Raw genomic sequence first — 20,930 nt, 5'->3', positions numbered from 1 at the left:
CCTCAGGTGCTGGTGCCCGGCGCCTTCTTGAGTTGGCACCCCGTGATGCGCCATGCACCGTCTGCTTGTCTCTCCAGGGTGTAGAGGGCCACCCAGTCGATGCCGGCCTCGTCCTGCAGCTTCACACCGAGGGCGACACCGTTGGCATCGACATCCTCCACCCGGTCCACGCTGTAGCTTCGAGCGCGATAGACGGCGGCGTAGCCCTGTCGCACCATAGCGAGGAAGGTGTCGGGCGAGGGGAACATCCCCTGGATCGCAGGTGCAGCCTGGGCGTAGGCCGTCGCCGCATCGTCCTTCCGGAAAGCCTCGATCTGTCGGGTGACGGTGGCGCGGGCAGCCTCGCGCCCAGCTTCATCGGCGGCGTGCGCCGCGCTCCACGTCAAACCGAGGGTCAGCAACAGGATCGCGGCGCGCATGGGCACACTCCAGGGCGTGATCCGCCCTCCCAGAGAGTAGCGCACACCCCGTTGCCGGCAAGCCGACGGAGAACGGTCAGGCAGGGTCGGGTGCGTCGAAGAGGCGCTTCCAGGCGAACACACCGAAGACACCGATGAGGCAGCCGGCGATGCCGAACCACGTGAAGGCGTATTGCAGATGGTTGTTCGGCAGGTCGACCCGCAACTGACCGCCCTTCGGCCAGCCGCCCGGATTGGGAGTGGCGTCGGCTTCGACGAGATAGGGCAGAGGGGCCGCCAGCCCGGCTGCCGCGCTGATGCCGGCGATGTCGCGGTTGAACCACTCGTTGCGCGCCGCATCGGGGGCGGGGACGAACATGGTCCGCGGCTCGGAACCCCGCAGGATACCGGTGATCGTGGTCTCGCCCGCGATCTGCCCGACCGTCCGGCTCGTCGGCGCTTTCAGTTCCGTGGGTACGAAGCCGCGGTTGATCAGCACCGTATCGCCCTCGGACCGCCGTAGCGGCGTCAGGACATAATAGCCCTGGAGCGCGCGACCGGGTGCGGCGCCGGCGGCCAAGCCATGGACGAGGGTCTCGCGGTCGTTGAGTAGCGTGCCGGTCACCCGCACTCGCCGAAACTCGTCGGCCTCTGGGTTCCACGTGCCCGGCGCCGGCAAGGACGCCGGTGGTTCGATGCGCGACCGGTCGAGGATGCGCCCGATGAGCGCTTCCTTCTGGCTCTTGCGATCGAGCTGCCAAACGCCGAGGCCGAGGAGAATCGCGAGACAAACGAGCGAGACGAGGCCGGGCGCGATCAGAGCTCGCACGGCCCCAGGTCGAACGGCCGACACTAGCGAAAGCGTCCCTGCTCGGCCTTGTTGGCGAATTGAAGGGCCGCGAGCACGCCCTTGAGAGGCCGAATAATGGCGAGGCTCAGACCAATGGAGAGCGACCCGGCGACGACGGCGTGGACCCAGATCGGCGGCTCGTAGGAAATCTCCATCCACAGGGCGAGGCCGACCACGATGGTACCGACGATGGACATGACGAAGAAGGCCGGACCATCGCCGGAATTGAAGCCGGAATAGTCGAGACCGCAGGCTTCGCAGGACGGCGCGAAGGTGAGGAAGCCGTCGAACATGTGACCTTCCCCACAGCGCGGGCAGCGACCGCGCAGTCCTGTGGGAATCGGTGGGGGAAGCGGCCGCGTAGCGTCCAAGATTCGTACTCCTCGAGCCCGGGTGAGCATCAGCTCGATCTGGATATGGGGATAGGAGTTGGTCTCGACACGCGAAAGGGCGGCTCGCGCCGCCCTTTCATATCTCCCATGCAGCCGAGGGCCGCTTACGATCAGTGGGCGGCGTGTCCGATGCCAGATCCCCAGACGTAGATCGAGGCGAACAGGAACAGCCAGACCACGTCAACGAAGTGCCAGTACCAAGCGGCGAACTCGAAACCGAGGTGCTGCTTCACGGTGAACTGACCGAGATACGCACGGTAGAGGCAGATGGCCAGGAAGATGGTGCCGATGATGACGTGGAAGCCGTGGAAGCCCGTCGCCATGAAGAAGGTCGCCGAGTAGATGCTGCCCGAGAAGCCGAAATGGGCGTGGGCGTACTCGTAGGCCTGACAGGCCGAGAACAGCACGCCGAGGATGATCGTCAGCCACAGACCATATTTCAGGCCCTTGCGGTCGTCATGCAGCAGGGCGTGGTGCGCCCACGTGATGGTCGTGCCCGAGGTCAGCAGGATCAGGGTGTTGAGAAGCGGCAGGTGCCAAGGGTCGAAGGCTTCGATGCCCTTGGGCGGCCACGTCCCGCCGGTGAAATCGACGCGGGTCGATTGGATGGGGTCGGCGGTGTAGAGCGCTGCCTCGAAATAGGCCCAGAACCACGCGGCGAAGAACATCACCTCCGAGGCGATGAACATGATCATGCCGTAGCGGTGGTGGAGCTGCACCACGCGGGTGTGATCGCCGGTGTTGGCCTCGTGGACCACGTCCTTCCACCAGGCGTACATGGTGTAGAGCACGCCGATGGTGCCGGCACCGAAGATGTACGGACCCGGGCTGAGGGTACCGATGGTGAGGCTCTTCATCCAGAAGACGGCCCCGAACGCCATCAGGAAGCCGGAGAAGGCGCCGATGAGCGGCCACGGACTCGGGGCGAGAATGTGGAAATCGTGGTTCTTGGCGTGCGCCTCGGCCATCTAACGTCTCTCCTGACCCCTGGGCCCCGACCGTGACGGCCCCGGGCTCTCTCATTGTTTCGGCTCGACCGGATGCCCGGCTTCCACGCTCAGACCCTTAATCGGCCGGGCGCGCTCTTGTCACGCTTGCTGCGTCAGAAATTCGACTTCTTTCCCGTGCCGCCCGTTGTCGCAAGCGCGGCCGTGGGCTGACCGTTCTTCGACGCGAAGTAGGTGTAGGACAGCGTCATCTCCGAGAGGTGCGCGGTGTTCGAATCCTGGCGTACGGCCGGATCGATGTAGAACACCACCGGGAAGTCCATGGTCTCGCCCGGCTGCAGGGTCTGCTCATTGAAGCAGAAGCACTCGATCTTGACGAAGAACGCGCCCATCAGCGCCGGCTGGACGTTGAAGGTCGCGATGCCGGTGGATGGTACGGTGCCGGTGTTCTTCACCTTGAAAAAAACGGTCTTGGTTTCGCCCAGGCGGGCCGTGACTTCGGCGGCCTCGGCCTGGAAGCGCCAGGGCAGGCTGGAGGATACGTTGGTATCGAACCGGACCAGCATGCCGTCGTCGGTGGCGGCCGCCACCTGAGCGATGCCCTTGCGCGGGGTGCCGTCGAAGCCCGTTGCTTTGCAGAACATGTCGTAGAGCGGCACCGACGCGAAGGCGAGGCCGATCATTCCGAAGGCGAGGCCCGCGCAGGCGAACGCCGTGACGGCGGCCTTGCGGGAGGGATTCGTGCGATCGGTCATGGTGTCTCCCTCGCCACGCGTCAGAGTGCGCGATTGAGGACCTGAGGTCCGAGCTTCGCGATGGTCAGAACGTAGAAGATCGCCACGAGGGTGAAGAGGACGGCCGCGATGGCGAGGGAACGCTTGCGCCGGCGCTGCGCCTCCTCCGGCGTCAACGGCCGCGGCTGGTTCTGAAGGCCGCTCACGCGATCACCGTCCGAAACAGGCCAAGGCTGTGCTCGGCCAGAAGGGCGGAGAACAGTAGGAAGAGGTAGAGGATCGAGAAGCCGAACATGCCGAGCGCCGCCTTGCGCTCTGCCTCGCCCTCCCGATTGCGGAAAACGTGAACGCTGAAAGCCAGCATGCCGAGGCCACCCAGCAGCGCCGTCACGCCGTAGAGCAGTCCACCGAAGCCGAGAAAGACCGGGGCGAGGCCGATGGGGAACAGGACGAGGGAGTAGTAGATGATCTGGCGGCGGGTCGATTGCGGCCCAGCCACGTTCGGCATCATCGGGATGCCGGCCTTGGCGTATTCGCCGGACTTGATCAGGGCCAGCGCCCAGAAGTGCGGCGGCGTCCAGATGAAGATGATGAGGAACAGGACGATCGACTCGATGCCGACGGAGCCTGTGACGACGGCCTGACCGATGACCGGGGGCAGGGCGCCTGCGGCACCCCCGATGACGATGTTCTGTGGCGTCGCACGCTTCAGCCACATGGAATAGAACACCGCGTAGAACACGATGGTGAAGGCGAGGAGCCCGGCGGCGAGCCAGTTCGAGGCGAGGCCGAGAACAAGGACCGAGCCGACGGATAGGACGATGCCGAAGGCCAGGGCTTCGTTGGGCTGGATGCGCCCGTCCGGAATCGGGCGCTTAGCCGTCCGGGTCATCACCGCGTCGATGTCGGCATCCCACCACATGTTGAGGCAGCCGGAGGCGCCGGCACCAACCGCGATCATCAGCAGCGAGATCGTACCCACCACCGGCTGGATGTGGACGTTCGATACCGCCATGCCGACGAGTGCGGTGAAGATCACCAGCACCATCACCCGGGGCTTCAACAGGGCGAAGAAGTCGGAGACTTCGCCGCCGACGGCCATGATGACCGGTTGCGGCTCGGCGTCAGCGGATAGGCTGTTCGACAGGCTCGTCATGGGGACCTGCATGGGGACCTGATTGAGTTTGTCGTAGCGAATGGGGCTTCGGATCGCGCCGTCATCGAGTGTGACGTCCTGGCGCCGCCCTTTTCGGGATGCCCGCCCGCGAGTTCGGTGGGAAGGCATCCGGGAAAGAGCGAGGACCGCTGGCGCGGTCCTCGCAATCCGAAAAGCTGTGGCTTTTCTCTTAGTGGCCCGGCTCGTCAACGATGCGGGGCAGCGTCTCGAACTGGTGGAAGGGCGGCGGCGACGACAGCGTCCACTCGAGGGTGGTCGCACCTTCACCCCAGGGATTGTCGGCGGCGCGTCGGCTGGAGCGGAACGCCAGAACCACGCCGATGAAGAACACCACCATGCCAAGGGCGAAGATGTGCCCGCCCCAGGTCGAGACCTTGTGCCATCCGGCGAACGCCTCCGGGTAGTCGGCATAGCGACGCGGCATGCCGGCGAGACCGAGGAAGTGCATCGGGAAGAACAGTACGTTCGCGCCGATGAAGGCGAGCCAGAAGTGCAGCTTGCCTGCCCATTCGGGGATGATGTGGCCGGTCATCTTCGGGAACCAGTAGTAGACACCGGCGAAGATGATGAACACCGCGCCGAGCGAGAGCACGTAGTGGAAGTGCGCCACGACGTAGTAGGTGTCGTGCAGGTACTTATCGACGGCCGAGTTCGCGAGCACCACGCCAGTGACGCCACCGACGGTGAACAGGAAGATGAACCCGACGGCCCAATGCATGGCGGCGGTGAAGCGGATGGACCCGCCCCACATGGTGGCGATCCACGAGAAGATCTTTACGCCGGTGGGCACCGCGATCACCATGGTGGCGAACACGAAGTAGGACTGGGTCTGGAGCGACAGTCCGACGGTGTACATGTGGTGTGCCCACACGACGAAGCCGACGACGCCGATGGCCACCATGGCGTAGGCCATGGCGAGGTATCCGAACACCGGCTTGCGCGAGAAGGTCGAGATGATGTGCGAGACGATGCCGAAGGCCGGCAGGATCATGATGTACACTTCGGGGTGACCGAAGAACCAGAACAGGTGCTGGTAGAGCACCGGATCACCGCCGCCGGCCGGATCGAAGAAGGTCGTGCCGAAGTTGCGGTCGGTGAGCAGCATGGTGATCGCGCCGGCGAGAACCGGCAGCGACAAGAGCAGCAGGAACGCGGTCACCAGCATCGACCAGGCGAACAGCGGCATCTTGTGCAGGGTCATGCCCGGCGCGCGCATGTTCAGGATCGTGGTGATGAAGTTGATGGCGCCGAGGATCGAGCCGGCGCCCGAGAGGTGGAGAGCGAAGATCGCGAAGTCGACGGCGGGGCCGGGATGTCCGGCGCTGGAGAGCGGAGGGTAGACGGTCCAGCCGGTGCCGGCGCCGCTGGAGCCCGGAGCGCCCTCGACGAACAGCGAGCAGACGAGGCTGAGGAAGCCCGCCACCGTCAGCCAGAACGAGATGTTGTTCATGCGCGGGAACGCCATGTCGGGCGCGCCGATCATGAGGGGCACGAACCAGTTGCCGAAGCCGCCGATGAGGGCGGGCATCACCATGAAGAACACCATGATGAGGCCGTGGCCGGTCACGAACACGTTGTAGGTGCCGGGGTTGGCGAAATACTGGAGGCCGGGCTCCTCCATCTCCATGCGGATGCCGAAGGAGAGGAACGCGCCGATGATGCCCGCGCAGAAGGCGAACAGCAGATAGAGAGTGCCGATGTCCTTGTGGTTCGTGGACAGGAACCAGCGGGAGAAGAACGGCGGCTTGTGATCGTGGGCGTGGGCGTCGTGGTGCCCAGAATGTGCTGCGGCGTTAGCCATGGATAGACCTCAGTCCAGGTTTCTCTTGAATCTCATGAAACGAGGCCGGACCGGGCGCCCTTCGCGCCCGGTCCGGCCGGACCCGTCAGCGGGCCGCAGCGAACTTCGAGGTGTCGTTGTCGATCCGAGCGAACTTCGTCTTACCCTCGGCGAGCCACTTCGCGTACGCCTCGTCGCTCACGACCTGGACCGTGATCGGCATGTAGGCGTGACGGGCGCCGCAGAGCTCGGAGCACTGACCGTGATAGGTGCCCTCGCGCTCTGCCTTGAACCAGAACTGGTTGAGGCGGCCGGGGATGGCGTCGATCTTGAAGCCGAAGGACGGCATCGCCCAGGAATGCAGCACGTCGGCAGCGGTGACCTGGATCTTCACGATCTTGTTCACCGGCACGACCATGTCGTTGTCGGTGCCGAGCAGCTTGGGCTGCTTGTCCTCGTCGAGGTTGGCGTCGAACGTGAAGCCCCCGCCGTTCTCCACGGCCGGATACTCGTAGGACCAGTACCAGGCGTGGCCGATCACCTTCACCAGCACGTCGGCCTTCGGGTCCGAGAGCTGCGTGCGCAGCAGGCGGAACGAGGGAATCGCGACGGCGACGAGGATCAGCACCGGGACGATGGTCCAGGCCACCTCGATGAGGGTGTTGTGGGTGGTCTTCGAGGGCGTTGGGTTCGCCTTCTCGCTGAAGCGGAAGACGCAATACAGGATCAGCGCCAGCACGAAGAGCGAGATGCCGAACGAGAGCCAGTGCATGCCCTGCTCGAACGTGTGGATGTCCCGTGCATTCTCGGTGACCGGGACCTGACGGTCCATCTGCCAGGGCACGGGTTGACCGATGCCCGCCGCCAACGCGGAGGATGACGAGACGAGGACGGCGCCAAGCGCGGCAAGCCCCCATGATGACCGGTGTTGCGCCTGCGTCGTCCGCATCTGCCTCTCTCGGCTCCCCATGACGTGATCGATTGTCCCCGCGCCTCTTGCTATATTTAGACGAAAGCGCAAGTGCGTTCTGCGGGTGTTGCGGCATCCCGCGGATTTTGCCCACCTTGAATGCCGATCGGCGTGTCAGACCACATGGATTGTGGGGGCGCAACCGCAACAGCGTCGCATCGGCGGCATTCCAGCGGGTTACGCCGGGTCGGATTCGCGCGATGCGCGCGTTCCCCCAAAGGGGAGTCCCGTCGTCAGGGAGGTTCGTGCCGGTCCGTGATCGAACGCCTCGAATTCATCCTCGCTCTCGCCCGCGAGCGTCATTTCGGCCGGGCCGCGCAGGTCTGCAACGTCTCGCAGCAGACCCTGTCGGCCGGCGTGAAGCAGCTCGAGGAACGCCTCGGCGTCATGCTGGTCCAGCGCGGCTCACGCTTCCAGGGCTTCACCCCGGAGGGCGAGCGGGTGCTCGAATGGGCGCGCCGCATCGTCGGGGATGCCCGTGCCATGCGGGAGGAGGTGGCGAGCCTCCGGCGCGGCCTGTCCGGGACCCTGCGGCTCGCCGCGATCCCCACGGCGACGCCCATCGTCGCAGCCCTGACGACACCGTTCCGGATGCGCCACCCCGAGGTACGGTTCTCCGTGCACTCCACCACCTCGGGGGAGATCGGTCGCCTCATCGCCGATCTCGAGATCGATGCCGGCATCACCTACCTGGAGAACGAGCCGCTGGGACGCCTCACCGCCGTGCCGCTCTACCGCGAGCGCTACCGGCTGCTCACGGCGGTGGACGGCGTGTTCGGCGCCCGGGACTCGGTGACATGGGAGGAGGTGGCCCGCATCCCGCTCTGCCTCCTCACCCCCGACATGCAGAACCGCCGGATCATCGACCGGCACCTCACCAATGTCGGGCGGGTTTCGGCGCCGCTCCTCGAATCGAACTCGATGATCGTGCTGCTCACCCATGTCCGGACCGCGAAGTGGGCCAGCATCATGCCGGCAGTGCTGGCCGACAGCTTCCGCCTCAGCGAGCGGGTACGGGCCGTGCCCATCGTCGAGCCCGACGTCAGCCACCTCATCGGCCTCGTCGTGCCCGAGCGCGAACCGATGACGCCGCTCTGCGCCGCCCTGATCGTCGAGGCCCGCGCCGCCGCATCCACCATCGCGCAGGATATTGCCTCTCTGTGAGGTTTTCCGTCCCGGCGATCTCTGCCGTCGCTATGAGTTTTTGCGTTGCACAATCGAGTTTTGACAAAAATCTGTTGTCGACCAACGGAAAGGCGCGATTGATTCAAGCTCGGTGATATACCACCTTGGAACGAGAACAAGATAAACCGGGTGGAACAATGCTGCCGAACGAGCCCTGGAGCGAGCCCCGCGCCGCCGGGATCATCGCCGAACATCTTCATCTCGAAGGGGCGACCCTTCCGATCTTGCACGCCCTTCAGGAAACCTTCGGCTACGTCGACGAGGGGGCCGTACCGCTCATCGCCGACGCGTTGAACCTGTCGCGCGCCGAGATCCACGGCTGCATCACCTTCTACCACGACTTCCGCCGCGCCCCGTCGGGCAAGCATCAGGTGAAGCTGTGCCGGGCCGAGGCCTGTCAGGCCATGGGCTCGGACAAGCTCCACGCCGACATCCTCGCCCGCCTCGGGATCGATTGGCACGGCACAACTTCGGATGGGCAGGTCACCGTCGAGCCGGTCTACTGCCTCGGCCTCTGCGCCAACGGCCCCGGCGCCCTCGTGGATGACGAGCCCCTGGCCCGGCTCACCGCCGACTCCCTGGAATCGGCCCTCGCCGAGGTGAAGTCATGAGCATCACCCTCTACGTTCCCCGCGATGCCGTGGCCCTGGGACTCGGGGCCAACCGCGTCGCACGCGCCCTGTTCGCCTGTGCCGAGCGCCGGGGCCTCGACGTCACCATCGTCCGCACGGGATCTCGTGGGATGCTGTGGCTCGAGCCGATGGTCGAGGTCGGCACGCCGGACGGGCGCATCGCCTACGGTCCGGTCACCCCCGGGGATGTCGATGCGTTGCTCGACGCCGGCCTGGTCGACGGCGGTGAGCATCCCCTGCGCCTCGGCGACCCCGAGAAGATCCCCTACCTCGCCCGCCAGCATCGCCTCACCTTCCAGCGCTGCGGCGTCGTCGATCCGGTCTCCGTCGAGGATTACCGGGCGCACGGTGGCTACAGGGGTCTGGAATCGGCCCTGAAGCTCGACGCCGCCGGCATCGTCGCCGAGGTGCGCGAGTCCGGCCTGCGCGGGCGCGGCGGCGCCGGTTTCCCGGCCGGCATCAAGTGGAACACGGTGATGCTCGCCGCGTCGGACCAGAAATACGTGGTCTGCAACGCCGACGAGGGTGATTCCGGAACCTTCGCCGATCGCATGATGATGGAGGGCGACCCCTTCAACCTCATCGAGGGCATGACCATCGCGGGCATCGCGACGGGCGCTACGCGCGGCTACATCTACCTTCGCTCGGAATACCCGCAGGCCTTCGCGACCCTGAAGGAAGCCATCGCCAACGGGGTGAAGGCCGGATTCCTCGGCGCCGACGTCATGGGCTCCGGCAAAGCCTTCCACCTCGAAGTGCGCCTCGGCGCCGGCGCCTATATCTGCGGCGAAGAGACCTCGCTGCTGGAGAGCCTCGAAGGCCGTCGCGGCATCGTCCGCGCCAAGCCGCCGATCCCGGCGCTCAAGGGCTTCCTCGGCCAGCCGACACTGGTCAACAACGTGATGACCTTCACGGCCGTGCCCTACATCCTCGAGCACGGCGCCAAGGCCTATGCCGAATACGGCATGGGCCGGTCGCTCGGTACGCTGGCGATCCAACTCGCCGGCAACATCAAGCATGGCGGTCTCATCGAGTACGCCTTCGGCATCACCCTCCGGGAGATCATCGAGGATTTCGGCGGCGGCACGCAGAGCGGCCGTCCGGTGCGCGCGGTTCAGGTCGGTGGCCCGCTCGGGGCTTACTTTCCCGATCACCTCCTCGACACGCCCCTCGATTACGAGGCGATGGCGGCCAAGAAGGGCCTCGTCGGCCACGGCGGCATCGTGGTTTTCGACGACACCGTGGACATGGCCAAGCAGGCGCGCTTCGCCTTCGAGTTCTGCGCGGTGGAATCCTGCGGCAAGTGCACCCCCTGCCGCATCGGCGCGACGCGCGGCGTGGAGACCATGGACAAGGTCATCGCCGGCACGGACACCCAGCGCAATCTGGCCGTCATTTCAGACCTTTGCGACGTCATGACCGACGGGTCGCTCTGCGCCATGGGCGGGCTCACCCCAATGCCCGTCATGAGCGCGATCACCCATTTCCCCGAGGATTTCGAGCGTGGCGGACACATGTCCGTCGCCGCCGAGTAAGGAGGCGCGACCCATGGCCCTCATCAAAGAGATCGATTACGGCACCCCGATCCGGGTGTCCGAGCAGACCGTGACGCTCACCATCGACGGTATGCACGTCACAGTGCCGGCCGGCACCTCCGTCATGGCCGCCGCCATGCACGCCGGCACGCAGATCCCCAAGCTCTGCGCCACCGATTCGCTGGAAGCCTTCGGCTCCTGCCGCCTTTGCCTCGTGGAGATCGAGGGCCGGCGCGGTACCCCCGCCTCCTGCACCACCCCGGCCGAGAACGGCATGGTGGTCTCGACGCAGACCGACAAGCTGGCCAAGCTCCGCAAGGGCGTGATGGAGCTCTACATCTCCGATCACCCCCTCGACTGCCTGACTTGCGCGGCCAACGGCGATTGCGAGTTGCAGGACATGGCCGGCGCGGTCGGCCTGCGCGACGTGCGCTACGGCTACGACGGCGCCAACCACGTCAAGCCGTCCTCGGACCAGTACCTGCCGAAGGACACCTCGAACCCCTACTTCACCTACGATCCGTCGAAGTGCATCGTCTGCAATCGCTGCGTCCGCGCGTGTGAAGAGGTGCAGGGCACCTTCGCGCTCACCATCGAGGGCCGCGGCTTCGACAGCCGCGTCGCCGCCGGCCCAACGAACTTCATGGAGTCCGAGTGCGTGTCCTGCGGCGCCTGCGTGCAGGCTTGTCCTACGGCGACGCTCCAGGAGAAGTCGATCATCGAGCACGGCCAGCCCGATCACTCCGAGATCACCACCTGCGCCTATTGCGGCGTTGGCTGCTCGTTCAAGGCCGAGATGCAGGGCACCCGCGTGGTGCGGATGGTTCCCTACAAGGGCGGCAAGGCCAACGAGGGCCATAGCTGCGTGAAGGGACGCTTCGCCTACGGCTACGCCACCCACAAGGACCGCATCACCAAGCCGATGATCCGCGACAAGATCACGGACCCCTGGCAGGAAGTGTCGTGGGAGGTCGCCATCGACCGCGCCGCGTCCGAGTTCAAGCGCATCCAGAAGACATACGGCAAGGATTCGGTCGGCGGCATCACCTCGTCGCGCTGCACCAACGAGGAGGCCTACCTCGTCCAGAAGCTGGTCCGGGCTGCCTTCGGCAACAACAACGTCGACACCTGCGCCCGCGTCTGCCACTCGCCTACAGGCTACGGCCTGATGTCGACGCTGGGCACCTCGGCCGGCACCCAGGATTTCGCCTCGGTGGCGCATTCCGACGTCATCCTGGTCATCGGCGCCAACCCCACCGACGGCCACCCTGTCTTCGGCTCGCGGATGAAGAAGCGCCTCCGGGAAGGGGCAAAACTCATCGTCGCGGACCCGAGAAAAATCGATCTGGTGAAGTCGCCCCACGTCAAAGCCGACTTCCACCTGCCCCTCAAGCCCGGCTCCAACGTCGCCTTCATCAACTCGATGGCGCACGTCATCGTCACCGAGGGGCTTATCGACGAGGCCTATGTCCGCGAGCGCTGCGATCTCGGCGACTTCGAGGCCTGGGCGCGGTTCGTCGCCGACGAGCGCCACTCGCCCGAGGCTCAAGAGCGCTTCACCGGCATCGATCCGGCCGAGCTCCGTGGCGCCGCTCGCCTCTACGCCAAGGGTGGCGCGGCCGGCATCTATTACGGTCTCGGCGTGACCGAGCACAGCCAGGGCTCGACCATGGTCATGGGCATGGCCAACATCGCCATGGCCACCGGCAACATCGGCATGCTGGGCGCCGGCGTGAATCCGCTCCGCGGCCAGAACAACGTCCAGGGCTCGTGCGATATGGGCTCGTTCCCGCACGAACTGCCGGGCTACCGCCATGTCTCCGACGACGCGACCCGCGAGACCTTTGAATCCCTGTGGGGCGTCTCGCTCGACAAGGATCCTGGCCTGCGCATCACCAACATGCTCGACGAGGCCGTCGATGGCGCCTTCAAGGGCATGTACATCCAGGGTGAGGACATCGCCCAGTCCGACCCCGATACGCACCATGTCACCGCCGGCCTGATGGCGATGGAGTGCATCGTTATCCAGGACATCTTCCTCAACGAGACGGCAAAGTACGCCCATGTCTTCCTGCCGGGCGCTTCGTTCCTTGAAAAGGACGGCACCTTCACCAATGCCGAGCGCCGTATTTCCCGCGTGCGCAAGGTAATGCCGCCGCTCTCCGGCGTTGGCGACTGGGAGGGCACGATGCTGCTCTCGAACGCCCTGGGCTACCCGATGAACTACAGTCACCCGTCCGAGATCATGGACGAGATCGCCTCGCTCACTCCGAGCTTCAAGGGTGTGAGCTTCGCCAAGATCGACGAGCTCGGCTCGATCCAGTGGCCGTGCAACGACGCGGCGCCGCGTGGCACGCCGATGATGCACGTCGACCGTTTCGTGCGGGGCTTGGGCAAGTTCATGATCACCGAGTACGTACCGACCGAGGAGCGCACAGGTCCGCGCTTCCCGCTCATCCTCACCACCGGGCGTATCCTGTCGCAGTACAATGTCGGCGCTCAGACCCGCCGCACTGAGAACTCGCGCTGGCACGAGGAGGATGTGCTGGAGATCCATCCGTTCGACGCCGAGGTGCGCGGCGTCGTCGACGGTGACCTCGTGGCGCTGGAAAGCCGCTCGGGCGACATCGCCCTCAAGGCCGTGGTCTCCGAGCGGATGCAACCGGGCGTGGTCTACACCACGTTCCACCATGCCAAGACCGGCGCCAACGTCATCACCACGGACTACTCGGACTGGGCCACCAACTGCCCCGAGTACAAGGTGACGGCAGTGCAGGTCCGGCGCACCAACCGGCCTTCCGATTGGCAGGCGAAGTTCTATGAAGAGGACTTCTCCCTGACCCGTATTGCGACCCAGTTGAATGCTGCCGAGTAGCCAGGACCTGAACGAGAACGACGCGCCGGCCGAGACCGCCCGGCGCGTCAAGACCTTGGTCGTCGCGTACGACGATCCCGCCGCCCGGCCGGGCGAGCGCGACCTCGCTGTCGAGATGCCGGTCAACATCGTCTACGGCAGCGTGCCGTACGCGGTGATGATGACGACGCCGGCCGACCTCGTGGATTTTGCCTACGGGTTCAGCCTCACGGAGGGCATCGTGGCCTCGGCCGGCGAGATCCGGGACGTCACGGTCGAGATCGCCGATGGAGGCCTGCGCCTCCTCGTCAACCTCGCTCCGGGGCGCCTTCGTGAGCACCTTGCCCGCAAACGTGCCATCAGTGGCCGGACCGGTTGCGGCGTATGCGGGATCGACGATCTCTCCGCACTTCCCATGGCCGAAGCTCGCGTCGATGGGGCGGGCAGTGTCGGAATCGCCGCCATCGAACGGGCTCTCACCACACTCGGTGAGGCACAGGTGCTGAATCGTCGGACCCGCGCGGTTCACGCCGCCGCCTGGGCCAATCTCGACGGGTCCCTCTTCGTGGTAAGGGAGGATGTCGGGCGTCACAACGGCCTCGACAAACTCATCGGCGCTTTGATGCGCGAGCGGATCGATCCGGCGACCGGTTTCCTCGTGATCACGAGCCGTTGCTCGTTCGAGATGGTCGAAAAGGCGGCCAGCCTCGGCGCGTCGATCCTCGTTGCCATCTCCGCTCCGACATCGCTGGCCATCGACCGGGCGCGGCTGCACGGCATGACCCTCTGCGCTATCGCCCGCTCCGACACCCTCACGGTCTTTCACGGTCGCGAGCGTTTGATCCTCGCCCCGTCTCTCTGATCGATCCTGCAACGCAAACGACGCGAGCGTCCCCATGAGCGCCATGACATCCGATCAGAAACTCGTCCGCATGGCGAACCAGATCGCCACCTTCTTCCGCTCGTATCCGGACGACGAGGCTGTTGCCGGCATCCACAAGCACATCGTGGCGTTCTGGACTCCCAAGATGCGCCACGCCCTCGTCGCTTTCGGCCCCACGGAAGGGAGTGGGCTCGATCCGCTCGCACTCCAGGCGATCACCGAGAAGCCTCAGGCAGAGAGCCCCGTGCGCGCTGCCACCCGGGACCCCGCGCTTCAGGGCGCCGGCGCGAGCGACGCCGGCTGACTGGGGGACGTCAGTCTTTGGCTGGCTCGCTCGGCGGTGTTGCCCCCGGCACGATGGTGGCGCCGCCGATCACCCGAACCGACTTCTTCTGATCCGCGGGTGGGTCCTTCCACGCTTTAGGCGCCTTCGCGTCGATTTGCGGCTGCACGGCAGTTGGTGTCGGCGCAGTGGCGTTCGTCGCTGGCGTCACGGACTTCGGGGCTTCGAGGGAGGCAGCCGCCGGCTCCCGCACTTCCGGCTTTGACGAAGGTGTCTCGGACAGGCGGGGTGCCTGCGGGGTGATCCGGGTAGCGGCCGGCTTCGGCGGAGGATTGAGCCGGACCACCTTACCCGGAGCTTGGGGGGGGATTTGAGCTTGCGACGGCGCGTCGGGATTCAAGCCCATTGGATTGCGGTCCAGGGGTTCGGCTCGGCCCACCCGAACGGCATCGAGCGGCGCGCGGCGAAGCGGTGCGTTCGGAACGGTGCTGGGCGGTATGATTCGCTCCGCTTCACGGACGGGACGGCGCGGAACCGCCTCCTCCTCGGTCCAACCGTATCCCGGCGCCGGCCGCGCAACGCGCACCGGCGGCGAGGCGAGGGCGACGTTCAGACGTTGGCGACGAAGGATTGCGCCATCGTGGGCATCGACGAACACGCGCACGCGCTCGCCGTAGGGGTCGTCGGCTTCGACGACGTAGGCACGACCGTCGAATTGGGGTCGGGTGACGGCAGTGAATCCGCGGTCGTTCAGTCGCCACACCACGGCGCGCGGCGGCATCGGCATGTCGCGGTCGTCAAAATACTGCGCCATGGCGATTCCCGATCCGAAGACGGACAGGGTGAGGCCGCACAGTACCTTTGAGAGGCGCGGCATCGACGCGCGCGGACGGGGCTTGCTGCGCTGGTTCTGACCACGCACGATCATGAGGCCTCGTTCAGAAGGTTCGATCCGGAGGCCCGCTGTTGGCGCGGGTCCTCCGGTGGGTCTCCGCCAGGGTCTCGCCCCCGCATGCCGCTTGTGCTCGGCAAGGTCCTGTTAAGCGTGGGATTGGGGCGGGAATGCGAGGGCTTCGAGGCGGGTTTCTGTCGGGGTATGCCGAAGCAGGACTCGATCCAAACTCGTACCTGCGGCAACGGAGCGGGCCGTGAAACGTTCGCGCGCGCGGAAAAGGCTTACAAGCCGTCGGAACGGGCCTTGCTGGAGCGTTTAAAATCTGTCACTTTCCGTCGTTAGGACAGCAACGCTGTCCCATTTCCGGGGTAGTGACTTCCTGGATGGCCATGGATCTCCGCGGGTGACGTTTCCGGCGAACAAACGAGATTCGAAGACGATCGCCATCGTGGCGATTCGGGTCCGCGTGGCTTGAGACCAAGCCGGCGTCGTGCCCGCGGGTCGCGGGCGCTTCCTCACCGAAGTCCCGCTGACAAACAGATCCGCTGAGAGCCGACGTCGTCGAGAGGATGCACCCGGGAGCCGTTTGGCGCTTGGGCACGAAACATGCTCGCAAGCGAGCACGTCGGAGGCGAGGAATGGTGAGCGTGGTCGCATCTGCTGAATTCGGGGCGCTTCAGGCGTCCATTCCAGCCACCCGAGACGGCGGTGCGCCGCTCGTCGTGCGGGATCAGGCGCTGCCCAAGGCTCAGGGGTTGTACGATCCTGCTCGCGAAGGCGATGCCTGCGGTGTCGGCTTCGTCGCCGACATGCACGATCGCCGGACCCACGCCATCGTCGCACAAGGGCTTCAAATCCTGAAGAACCTCGACCATCGCGGCGCCGTGGGCGCCGATCCGAAGATGGGCGACGGTTGTGGCATCCTCACGCAGATTCCGCATGCCTTCTTCACGGCCGAGTGCGCCACGCTCGGTATCACCCTGCCGGAGCCGGGCCATTACGGCATCGGCCAGTTCTTCCTGCCGAAGGACGACGAGGCGCGGCGGCTCATCGAGGAGATCGTCGAGAAGGCCCTGGCCGAGGAGGGCCTACCGCTGCTCGGCTGGCGCGACGTTCCCGTGGACCCGAGCGACCTCGGGGTGATGGTCAAGGAGACCGAGCCCCACCACCGCCAGGTTTTCATCGGCCGCCCGGCCGCCATCACGGACGAGGACGCTTTCGAGCGCCGCCTCTTCACCGTTCGCAAGGTGATCTCGAACAAGGTCTACGGCCTCAAGGACCCGCGGGCCGACGTCTATTATCCCGTCTCGCTGTCGACCCGGACCATCGTCTACAAGGGCATGGTGCTGGTTACCCAGCTCGGCGACTATTATCGCGACCTGCAGGACGAGCGTTACGTCTCGGGCCTCGCCCTCGTGCATCAGCGCTTCGCCACCAACACCTTCCCGACCTGGCGCCTGTCGCACCCCTACCGGATGGTCGCGCATAACGGCGAGATCAACACCCTGCGGGGCAACGTCAACTGGATGGCTGCGCGCCAGGCCAGCGTCGATTCCGAGCTGTTCGGCAACGACATCTCGAAGCTGTGGCCGATCTCCTATGAGGGCCAGTCCGACACCGCGTGCTTCGACAATGCCCTCGAATTCCTCGTGCAGGGCGGCTACTCGCTGGCCCACGCCATGATGATGCTCATCCCCGAGGCGTGGGCGGGCAATCCGCTCATGAACGAGGAGCGCAAGGCGTTCTACGAGTACCACGCCGCCCTGATGGAGCCGTGGGACGGTCCGGCCGCCGTGTGCTTCACCGACGGCCGCCAGATCGGCGCGACGCTGGACCGCAACGGCCTGCGTCCCGCGCGCTACCTCGTCACCGACGACGGCCTCGTGGTGCTCGCCTCCGAAATGGGCGTGCTGCCGATCCCCGACGAGAAGATCGTTGAGTCCTGGCGTTTGCAGCCGGGCCGGATGCTGCTCATCGATCTGGAGAAGGGCCGCATCGTCTCCGACGAGGAGATCAAGAGCGAGCTCGCCGCAGCCCACCCCTATGCCGAGTGGGTGAAGAACACCCAGATCGTGCTGGAGGACCTGAAGCCCGTGATCCCGCGCGCCTCGCGCTCGGACGTGTCGCTGCTCGATCGCCAGCAGGCGTTCGGCTACAGCCAGGAAGACCTCAAGCTGCTCATGGCGCCCATGGCCGTGACCGGCCAGGAGGCGGTGGGTTCCATGGGCACCGACACGCCGCTCTCGGCCCTCTCGGACAAGCCGAAGTCGCTCTACTCCTACTTCAAGCAGAACTTCGCGCAGGTCACCAACCCGCCCATCGACCCGATCCGCGAGGAGGCTGTCATGAGCCTCGTCTCGTTCATCGGTCCGCGCCCGAACCTCCTCGACATGGAAGGCGCGTCCCGCAAGAAGCGCCTGGAAGTCCGGCAGCCGATCCTTACCAACGGGGATCTCGAGAAGATTCGCTCGATCTCGCACTTCGAGGACCGGTTCGACACGAAGACCCTCGACATGACCTTCCCGGCCGAGACCGGGGCGGCCGCCATGGAGGGCGCCGTCGACCGCCTGTGCGACCGGGCCGAGGTCGCCGTGCGCGGTGGCTACAACATCATCATCCTGTCGGATCGCGGCGTCGGCCCCGATCGCATCGCGATTCCCGCGCTCCTCGCCACGGCCGCCGTACACAACTACCTCATCCGCAAGGGGCTTCGCACCTCCGTGGGTCTCGTGGTGGAATCGGGCGAGCCACGCGAAGTGCACCACTTCGCGTGTCTCGCCGGCTACGGCGCCGAGGCGATCAACCCCTACCTCGCCTTCGAGACGCTGATCGCGATGAAGGACGAGTTCCCGCCGGACCTCACCCCCGACGAGATCGTCTACCGCTACATCAAGTCCATCGATAAGGGCCTGCTCAAGGTCATGTCCAAGATGGGCATCTCGACCTACCAATCCTATTGCGGTGCGCAGATCTTCGACGCCATCGGCCTGAACTCGGCCTTCGTGGCGCGCGACTTCTTCGGCACCGCCACCACCATCGAGGGCATCGGCATGGCCGAGGTCGCCGAGGAGACGGCGCGCCGGCACACGGACGCGTTCGGCGATGCACCGGTCTACCGCACGGCGCTGGATGTGGGCGGCGAGTACGCCTACCGCCTGCGCGGCGAGAGCCACACTTGGACGCCGGATTCCGTGGCGACGCTCCAGCACGCCGTGCGCCTCGGCCTTCCCGAGCGCTACCGCGAATACGCCCGCCTCGTGAACGAGCAGGAGAGCCATCTCAAGACCATCCGGGGCCTGTTCCGCATCAAGCAGGCGGCCGAGCTCGGCCGCGAACCCGTCGCCATCGAGGCGGTCGAACCGGCCGTCGACATCGTCAAGCGCTTCGCCACGGGCGCCATGTCTTACGGCTCCATCTCGAAGGAAGCACACGAAACCTTGGCCATCGCCGTGAATTCGTTCGGCGGCCGCTCGAATTCGGGCGAGGGCGGCGAGGAGGTCGAGCGCTTCAAGCCCATGGCCGATGGGCGTTCGCGCCGCTCGGCGATCAAGCAGGTGGCGTCCGGCCGCTTCGGCGTGACGACGGAATATCTCGTCAACGCCGACATGATGCAGATCAAGGTCTCGCAGGGCGCCAAGCCCGGCGAAGGCGGCCAGCTGCCCGGTCACAAGGTCGACGCCAAGATCGCCAAGGTCCGCTACGCCACCCCGGGCGTCGGCCTGATCTCGCCGCCGCCGCACCACGACATCTATTCTATCGAGGATCTCGCCCAGCTCATCTTCGACTTGAAGAACGTCAACCCGGATGCCGACGTCTCGGTCAAGCTGGTGTCGGAAGTCGGCGTCGGCACCGTGGCGACTGGTGTCGCCAAGGCACGGGCCGACCACATCACCATCTCGGGATTCGATGGCGGCACGGGCGCGGCGCCGCTCACCTCTATCAAGCACGCCGGTGGTCCGTGGGAGACGGGTCTCGCCGAGACCCAGCAGACCCTTGTGCTGAGCCACCTGCGCGGCCGCGTGGTGCTTCAGGCCGATGGCGGCATCCGCACAGGTCGCGACGTCCTCGTCGCGGCGCTGCTCGGTGCCGACCAGTTCGGCTTTTCCACCGCGCCGCTCATCGCCGCCGGATGCATCATGATGCGCAAGTGCCACCTGAACACCTGCCCGGTGGGTGTGGCGACGCAGGACCCCGTCCTGCGCAAGCGATTCAAGGGCACGCCCGAGCATGTGGTCAACTACTTCTTCTTCGTCGCCGAGGAGTTGCGCGAGCTCATGGCGGCCATGGGCTACACCAAGCTCGAAGACCTCATTGGCCGGGCGGACTTCCTCGATACTCTCGAGGTGATCAAGCACTGGAAGGCGAAGGGCCTCGATTTCTCGAAGCTGTTCCACCGTCCGGACGTGCCGGCGCACGTGGCGATCCGGCATACGGAGAAGCAGAAGCACCCCATCGACCACGTCCTGGATCGGCGCCTCATTGCCGGTGCCAGGGCGGCGCTCGACAGCGGCGAGGCTGTCGTGGTCGAGGATGTGATCAAGAACTCGGATCGCACCGCCGGCGCCATGCTGTCCGGCGCCGTGGCCAAGCGCTACGGCCACGAGGGCCTGCCCGACGACACCATCCGGGTGAACCTGTCGGGCACCGCCGGTCAGAGCTTCGGTGCCTGGCTCGCCGCAGGCGTCACCGTGGTGCTGACGGGCCATGCCAACGACTACGTCGGCAAGGGCCTGTCGGGCGGCAAGCTCATCATCCGCCCGTCCGACGCTCTGCGGGCGCCGTCCGCGCACACGATCATGGCCGGCAACACCGTGCTGTACGGCGCCATCGCGGGCGAGGCCTATATCCGGGGCTCGGCCGGCGAGCGCTTCGCCGTGCGCAATTCCGGCGCCATCGCGGTGGTCGAGGGCATGGGCGACCATGGCTGCGAGTACATGACCGGCGGCGTCGTCGTCTCCATTGGCGAGACCGGGCGCAACTTCGCGGCCGGCATGTCGGGCGGCATCGCCTACGTCCTCGATGCCGATGGCTCCTTCTCGGCACGATGCAATCTGTCCATGGTCGATCTCGAGCCCATCGAGGAGGAGGACGACCTGATGCGTCGCTTCCATCAGGACGGCGATCTCGAGACCAAGGGCCGCGTCGATATCCTTGCCGACATGTCGGGCCACGACGAGGAGCGCCTGAGCCAACTCATCACCAACCACCTGAAGTACACGGGCTCCCCGCGTGCCAAGGAGATCTTGGATGATTGGGCCGGCTACCGCACCAAGTTCGTCAAGGTGATGCCGGTCGAGTACCGCCGGGCACTGCGCGAGATGGAAATGGCGCGGATGCCTGTGGCAGCCGAGTAGGCTCCGCACTGCAGACTCGTGTCGTAACCCGACACGATCGTCGCTCGGGTGATCCTACCCA

General features: G+C 65.9%; 17 protein-coding genes. 7 read left to right on the top strand and 10 right to left on the bottom strand.

The features are described 5' to 3' along the window. Positions 1-2: 2 nt before the first annotated feature. The 9 genes from ASF25_RS00475 to coxB form a co-directional block, all read right to left on the bottom strand. On the bottom strand, positions 3-419 hold the full coding sequence (locus ASF25_RS00475) for a DUF4864 domain-containing protein (RefSeq protein WP_056171677.1): 417 nt from the start codon (positions 417-419) through the stop codon (positions 3-5). Between the two features lie 76 nt (positions 420-495). Further along, positions 496-1,227, bottom strand: a complete 732-nt coding sequence (locus ASF25_RS00470; protein WP_244472850.1) for an SURF1 family protein — start codon at positions 1,225-1,227, stop codon at positions 496-498. 23 nt (positions 1,228-1,250) lie between these two features. Then, on the bottom strand, positions 1,251-1,649 hold the full coding sequence (locus tag ASF25_RS00465; protein ID WP_056172168.1) for a DUF983 domain-containing protein: 399 nt from the start codon (positions 1,647-1,649) through the stop codon (positions 1,251-1,253). A gap of 101 nt (positions 1,650-1,750) precedes the next feature. After that, positions 1,751-2,608 carry a cytochrome c oxidase subunit 3 gene (locus ASF25_RS00460; RefSeq protein WP_056171676.1) on the bottom strand — a complete coding sequence of 286 codons (858 nt, stop codon included), beginning with the start codon at positions 2,606-2,608 and terminating at the stop codon, positions 1,751-1,753. A 134-nt stretch (positions 2,609-2,742) separates the two neighbouring features. Further along, positions 2,743-3,342: a cytochrome c oxidase assembly protein gene (locus ASF25_RS00455; protein ID WP_056171674.1), complete on the bottom strand. Its 600-nt coding sequence runs from the start codon at positions 3,340-3,342 to the stop codon at positions 2,743-2,745. A 20-nt stretch (positions 3,343-3,362) separates the two neighbouring features. Continuing rightward, positions 3,363-3,527, bottom strand: coding sequence for a hypothetical protein (locus ASF25_RS23150; protein WP_056171672.1), 165 nt, complete (start codon positions 3,525-3,527; stop codon positions 3,363-3,365). Continuing rightward, positions 3,524-4,477: a heme o synthase gene (locus ASF25_RS00445; protein ID WP_056172166.1), complete on the bottom strand. Its 954-nt coding sequence runs from the start codon at positions 4,475-4,477 to the stop codon at positions 3,524-3,526. Before ASF25_RS00445 ends, ASF25_RS23150 begins: the two co-directional genes overlap by 4 nt. A 190-nt stretch (positions 4,478-4,667) precedes the next feature. Further along, positions 4,668-6,299 carry a cytochrome c oxidase subunit I gene (gene ctaD / locus ASF25_RS00440; RefSeq protein WP_056171670.1) on the bottom strand — a complete coding sequence of 544 codons (1,632 nt, stop codon included), beginning with the start codon at positions 6,297-6,299 and terminating at the stop codon, positions 4,668-4,670. 85 nt (positions 6,300-6,384) lie between these two features. Further along, complete coding sequence (gene coxB / locus ASF25_RS00435) at positions 6,385-7,227, bottom strand: cytochrome c oxidase subunit II (RefSeq protein ID WP_056265885.1); 843 nt, start codon at positions 7,225-7,227, stop codon at positions 6,385-6,387. Positions 7,228-7,503: 276 nt separating this feature from the next. On the opposite strand from coxB, the gene ASF25_RS00430 reads away from it, so the two are divergent. The 6 genes from ASF25_RS00430 (at position 7,504) to ASF25_RS00405 (ending at position 14,641) form a co-directional block, all read left to right on the top strand. Beyond that, positions 7,504-8,412 (top strand): LysR family transcriptional regulator, encoded by a 909-nt coding sequence (locus tag ASF25_RS00430; protein WP_056171667.1) that lies wholly within the window; start codon positions 7,504-7,506, stop codon positions 8,410-8,412. Between the two features lie 158 nt (positions 8,413-8,570). Beyond that, complete coding sequence (locus ASF25_RS00425; protein ID WP_056171665.1) at positions 8,571-9,044, top strand: formate dehydrogenase subunit gamma; 474 nt, start codon at positions 8,571-8,573, stop codon at positions 9,042-9,044. Next, positions 9,041-10,600, top strand: coding sequence for a formate dehydrogenase beta subunit (locus ASF25_RS00420; protein WP_056302620.1), 1,560 nt, complete (start codon positions 9,041-9,043; stop codon positions 10,598-10,600). Before ASF25_RS00425 ends, ASF25_RS00420 begins: the two co-directional genes overlap by 4 nt. A gap of 13 nt (positions 10,601-10,613) precedes the next feature. Then, the gene (gene fdhF, locus ASF25_RS00415; protein WP_056171661.1) at positions 10,614-13,475 is read left to right on the top strand and encodes a formate dehydrogenase subunit alpha; all 2,862 of its coding nucleotides are present in this window, start codon (positions 10,614-10,616) and stop codon (positions 13,473-13,475) included. Next, the gene (fdhD, locus tag ASF25_RS00410) at positions 13,462-14,316 is read left to right on the top strand and encodes a formate dehydrogenase accessory sulfurtransferase FdhD (protein WP_056302618.1); all 855 of its coding nucleotides are present in this window, start codon (positions 13,462-13,464) and stop codon (positions 14,314-14,316) included. The genes fdhF and fdhD overlap by 14 nt, the downstream gene beginning before the upstream one ends. Positions 14,317-14,350: 34 nt before the next feature. Continuing rightward, positions 14,351-14,641: a formate dehydrogenase subunit delta gene (locus tag ASF25_RS00405; RefSeq protein ID WP_056171658.1), complete on the top strand. Its 291-nt coding sequence runs from the start codon at positions 14,351-14,353 to the stop codon at positions 14,639-14,641. Positions 14,642-14,651: 10 nt separating this feature from the next. On the opposite strand, the gene ASF25_RS00400 is transcribed toward ASF25_RS00405, so the two are convergent. Beyond that, the gene (locus tag ASF25_RS00400) at positions 14,652-15,548 is read right to left on the bottom strand and encodes a hypothetical protein (RefSeq protein ID WP_244472849.1); all 897 of its coding nucleotides are present in this window, start codon (positions 15,546-15,548) and stop codon (positions 14,652-14,654) included. Positions 15,549-16,201: 653 nt separating this feature from the next. On the opposite strand from ASF25_RS00400, the gene gltB reads away from it, so the two are divergent. Next, positions 16,202-20,869, top strand: coding sequence for a glutamate synthase large subunit (gene gltB, locus ASF25_RS00395; protein WP_244472875.1), 4,668 nt, complete (start codon positions 16,202-16,204; stop codon positions 20,867-20,869). Positions 20,870-20,930 lie beyond the last annotated feature (61 nt).

It is taken from the genome of Methylobacterium sp. Leaf100 (genome assembly GCF_001422845.1).
Classification (GTDB): Bacteria; Pseudomonadota; Alphaproteobacteria; order Rhizobiales; family Beijerinckiaceae; genus Methylobacterium.
Note: the sequence above shows the minus strand (reverse complement) of the source record. Positions and strands in the feature narration are given on the sequence as shown.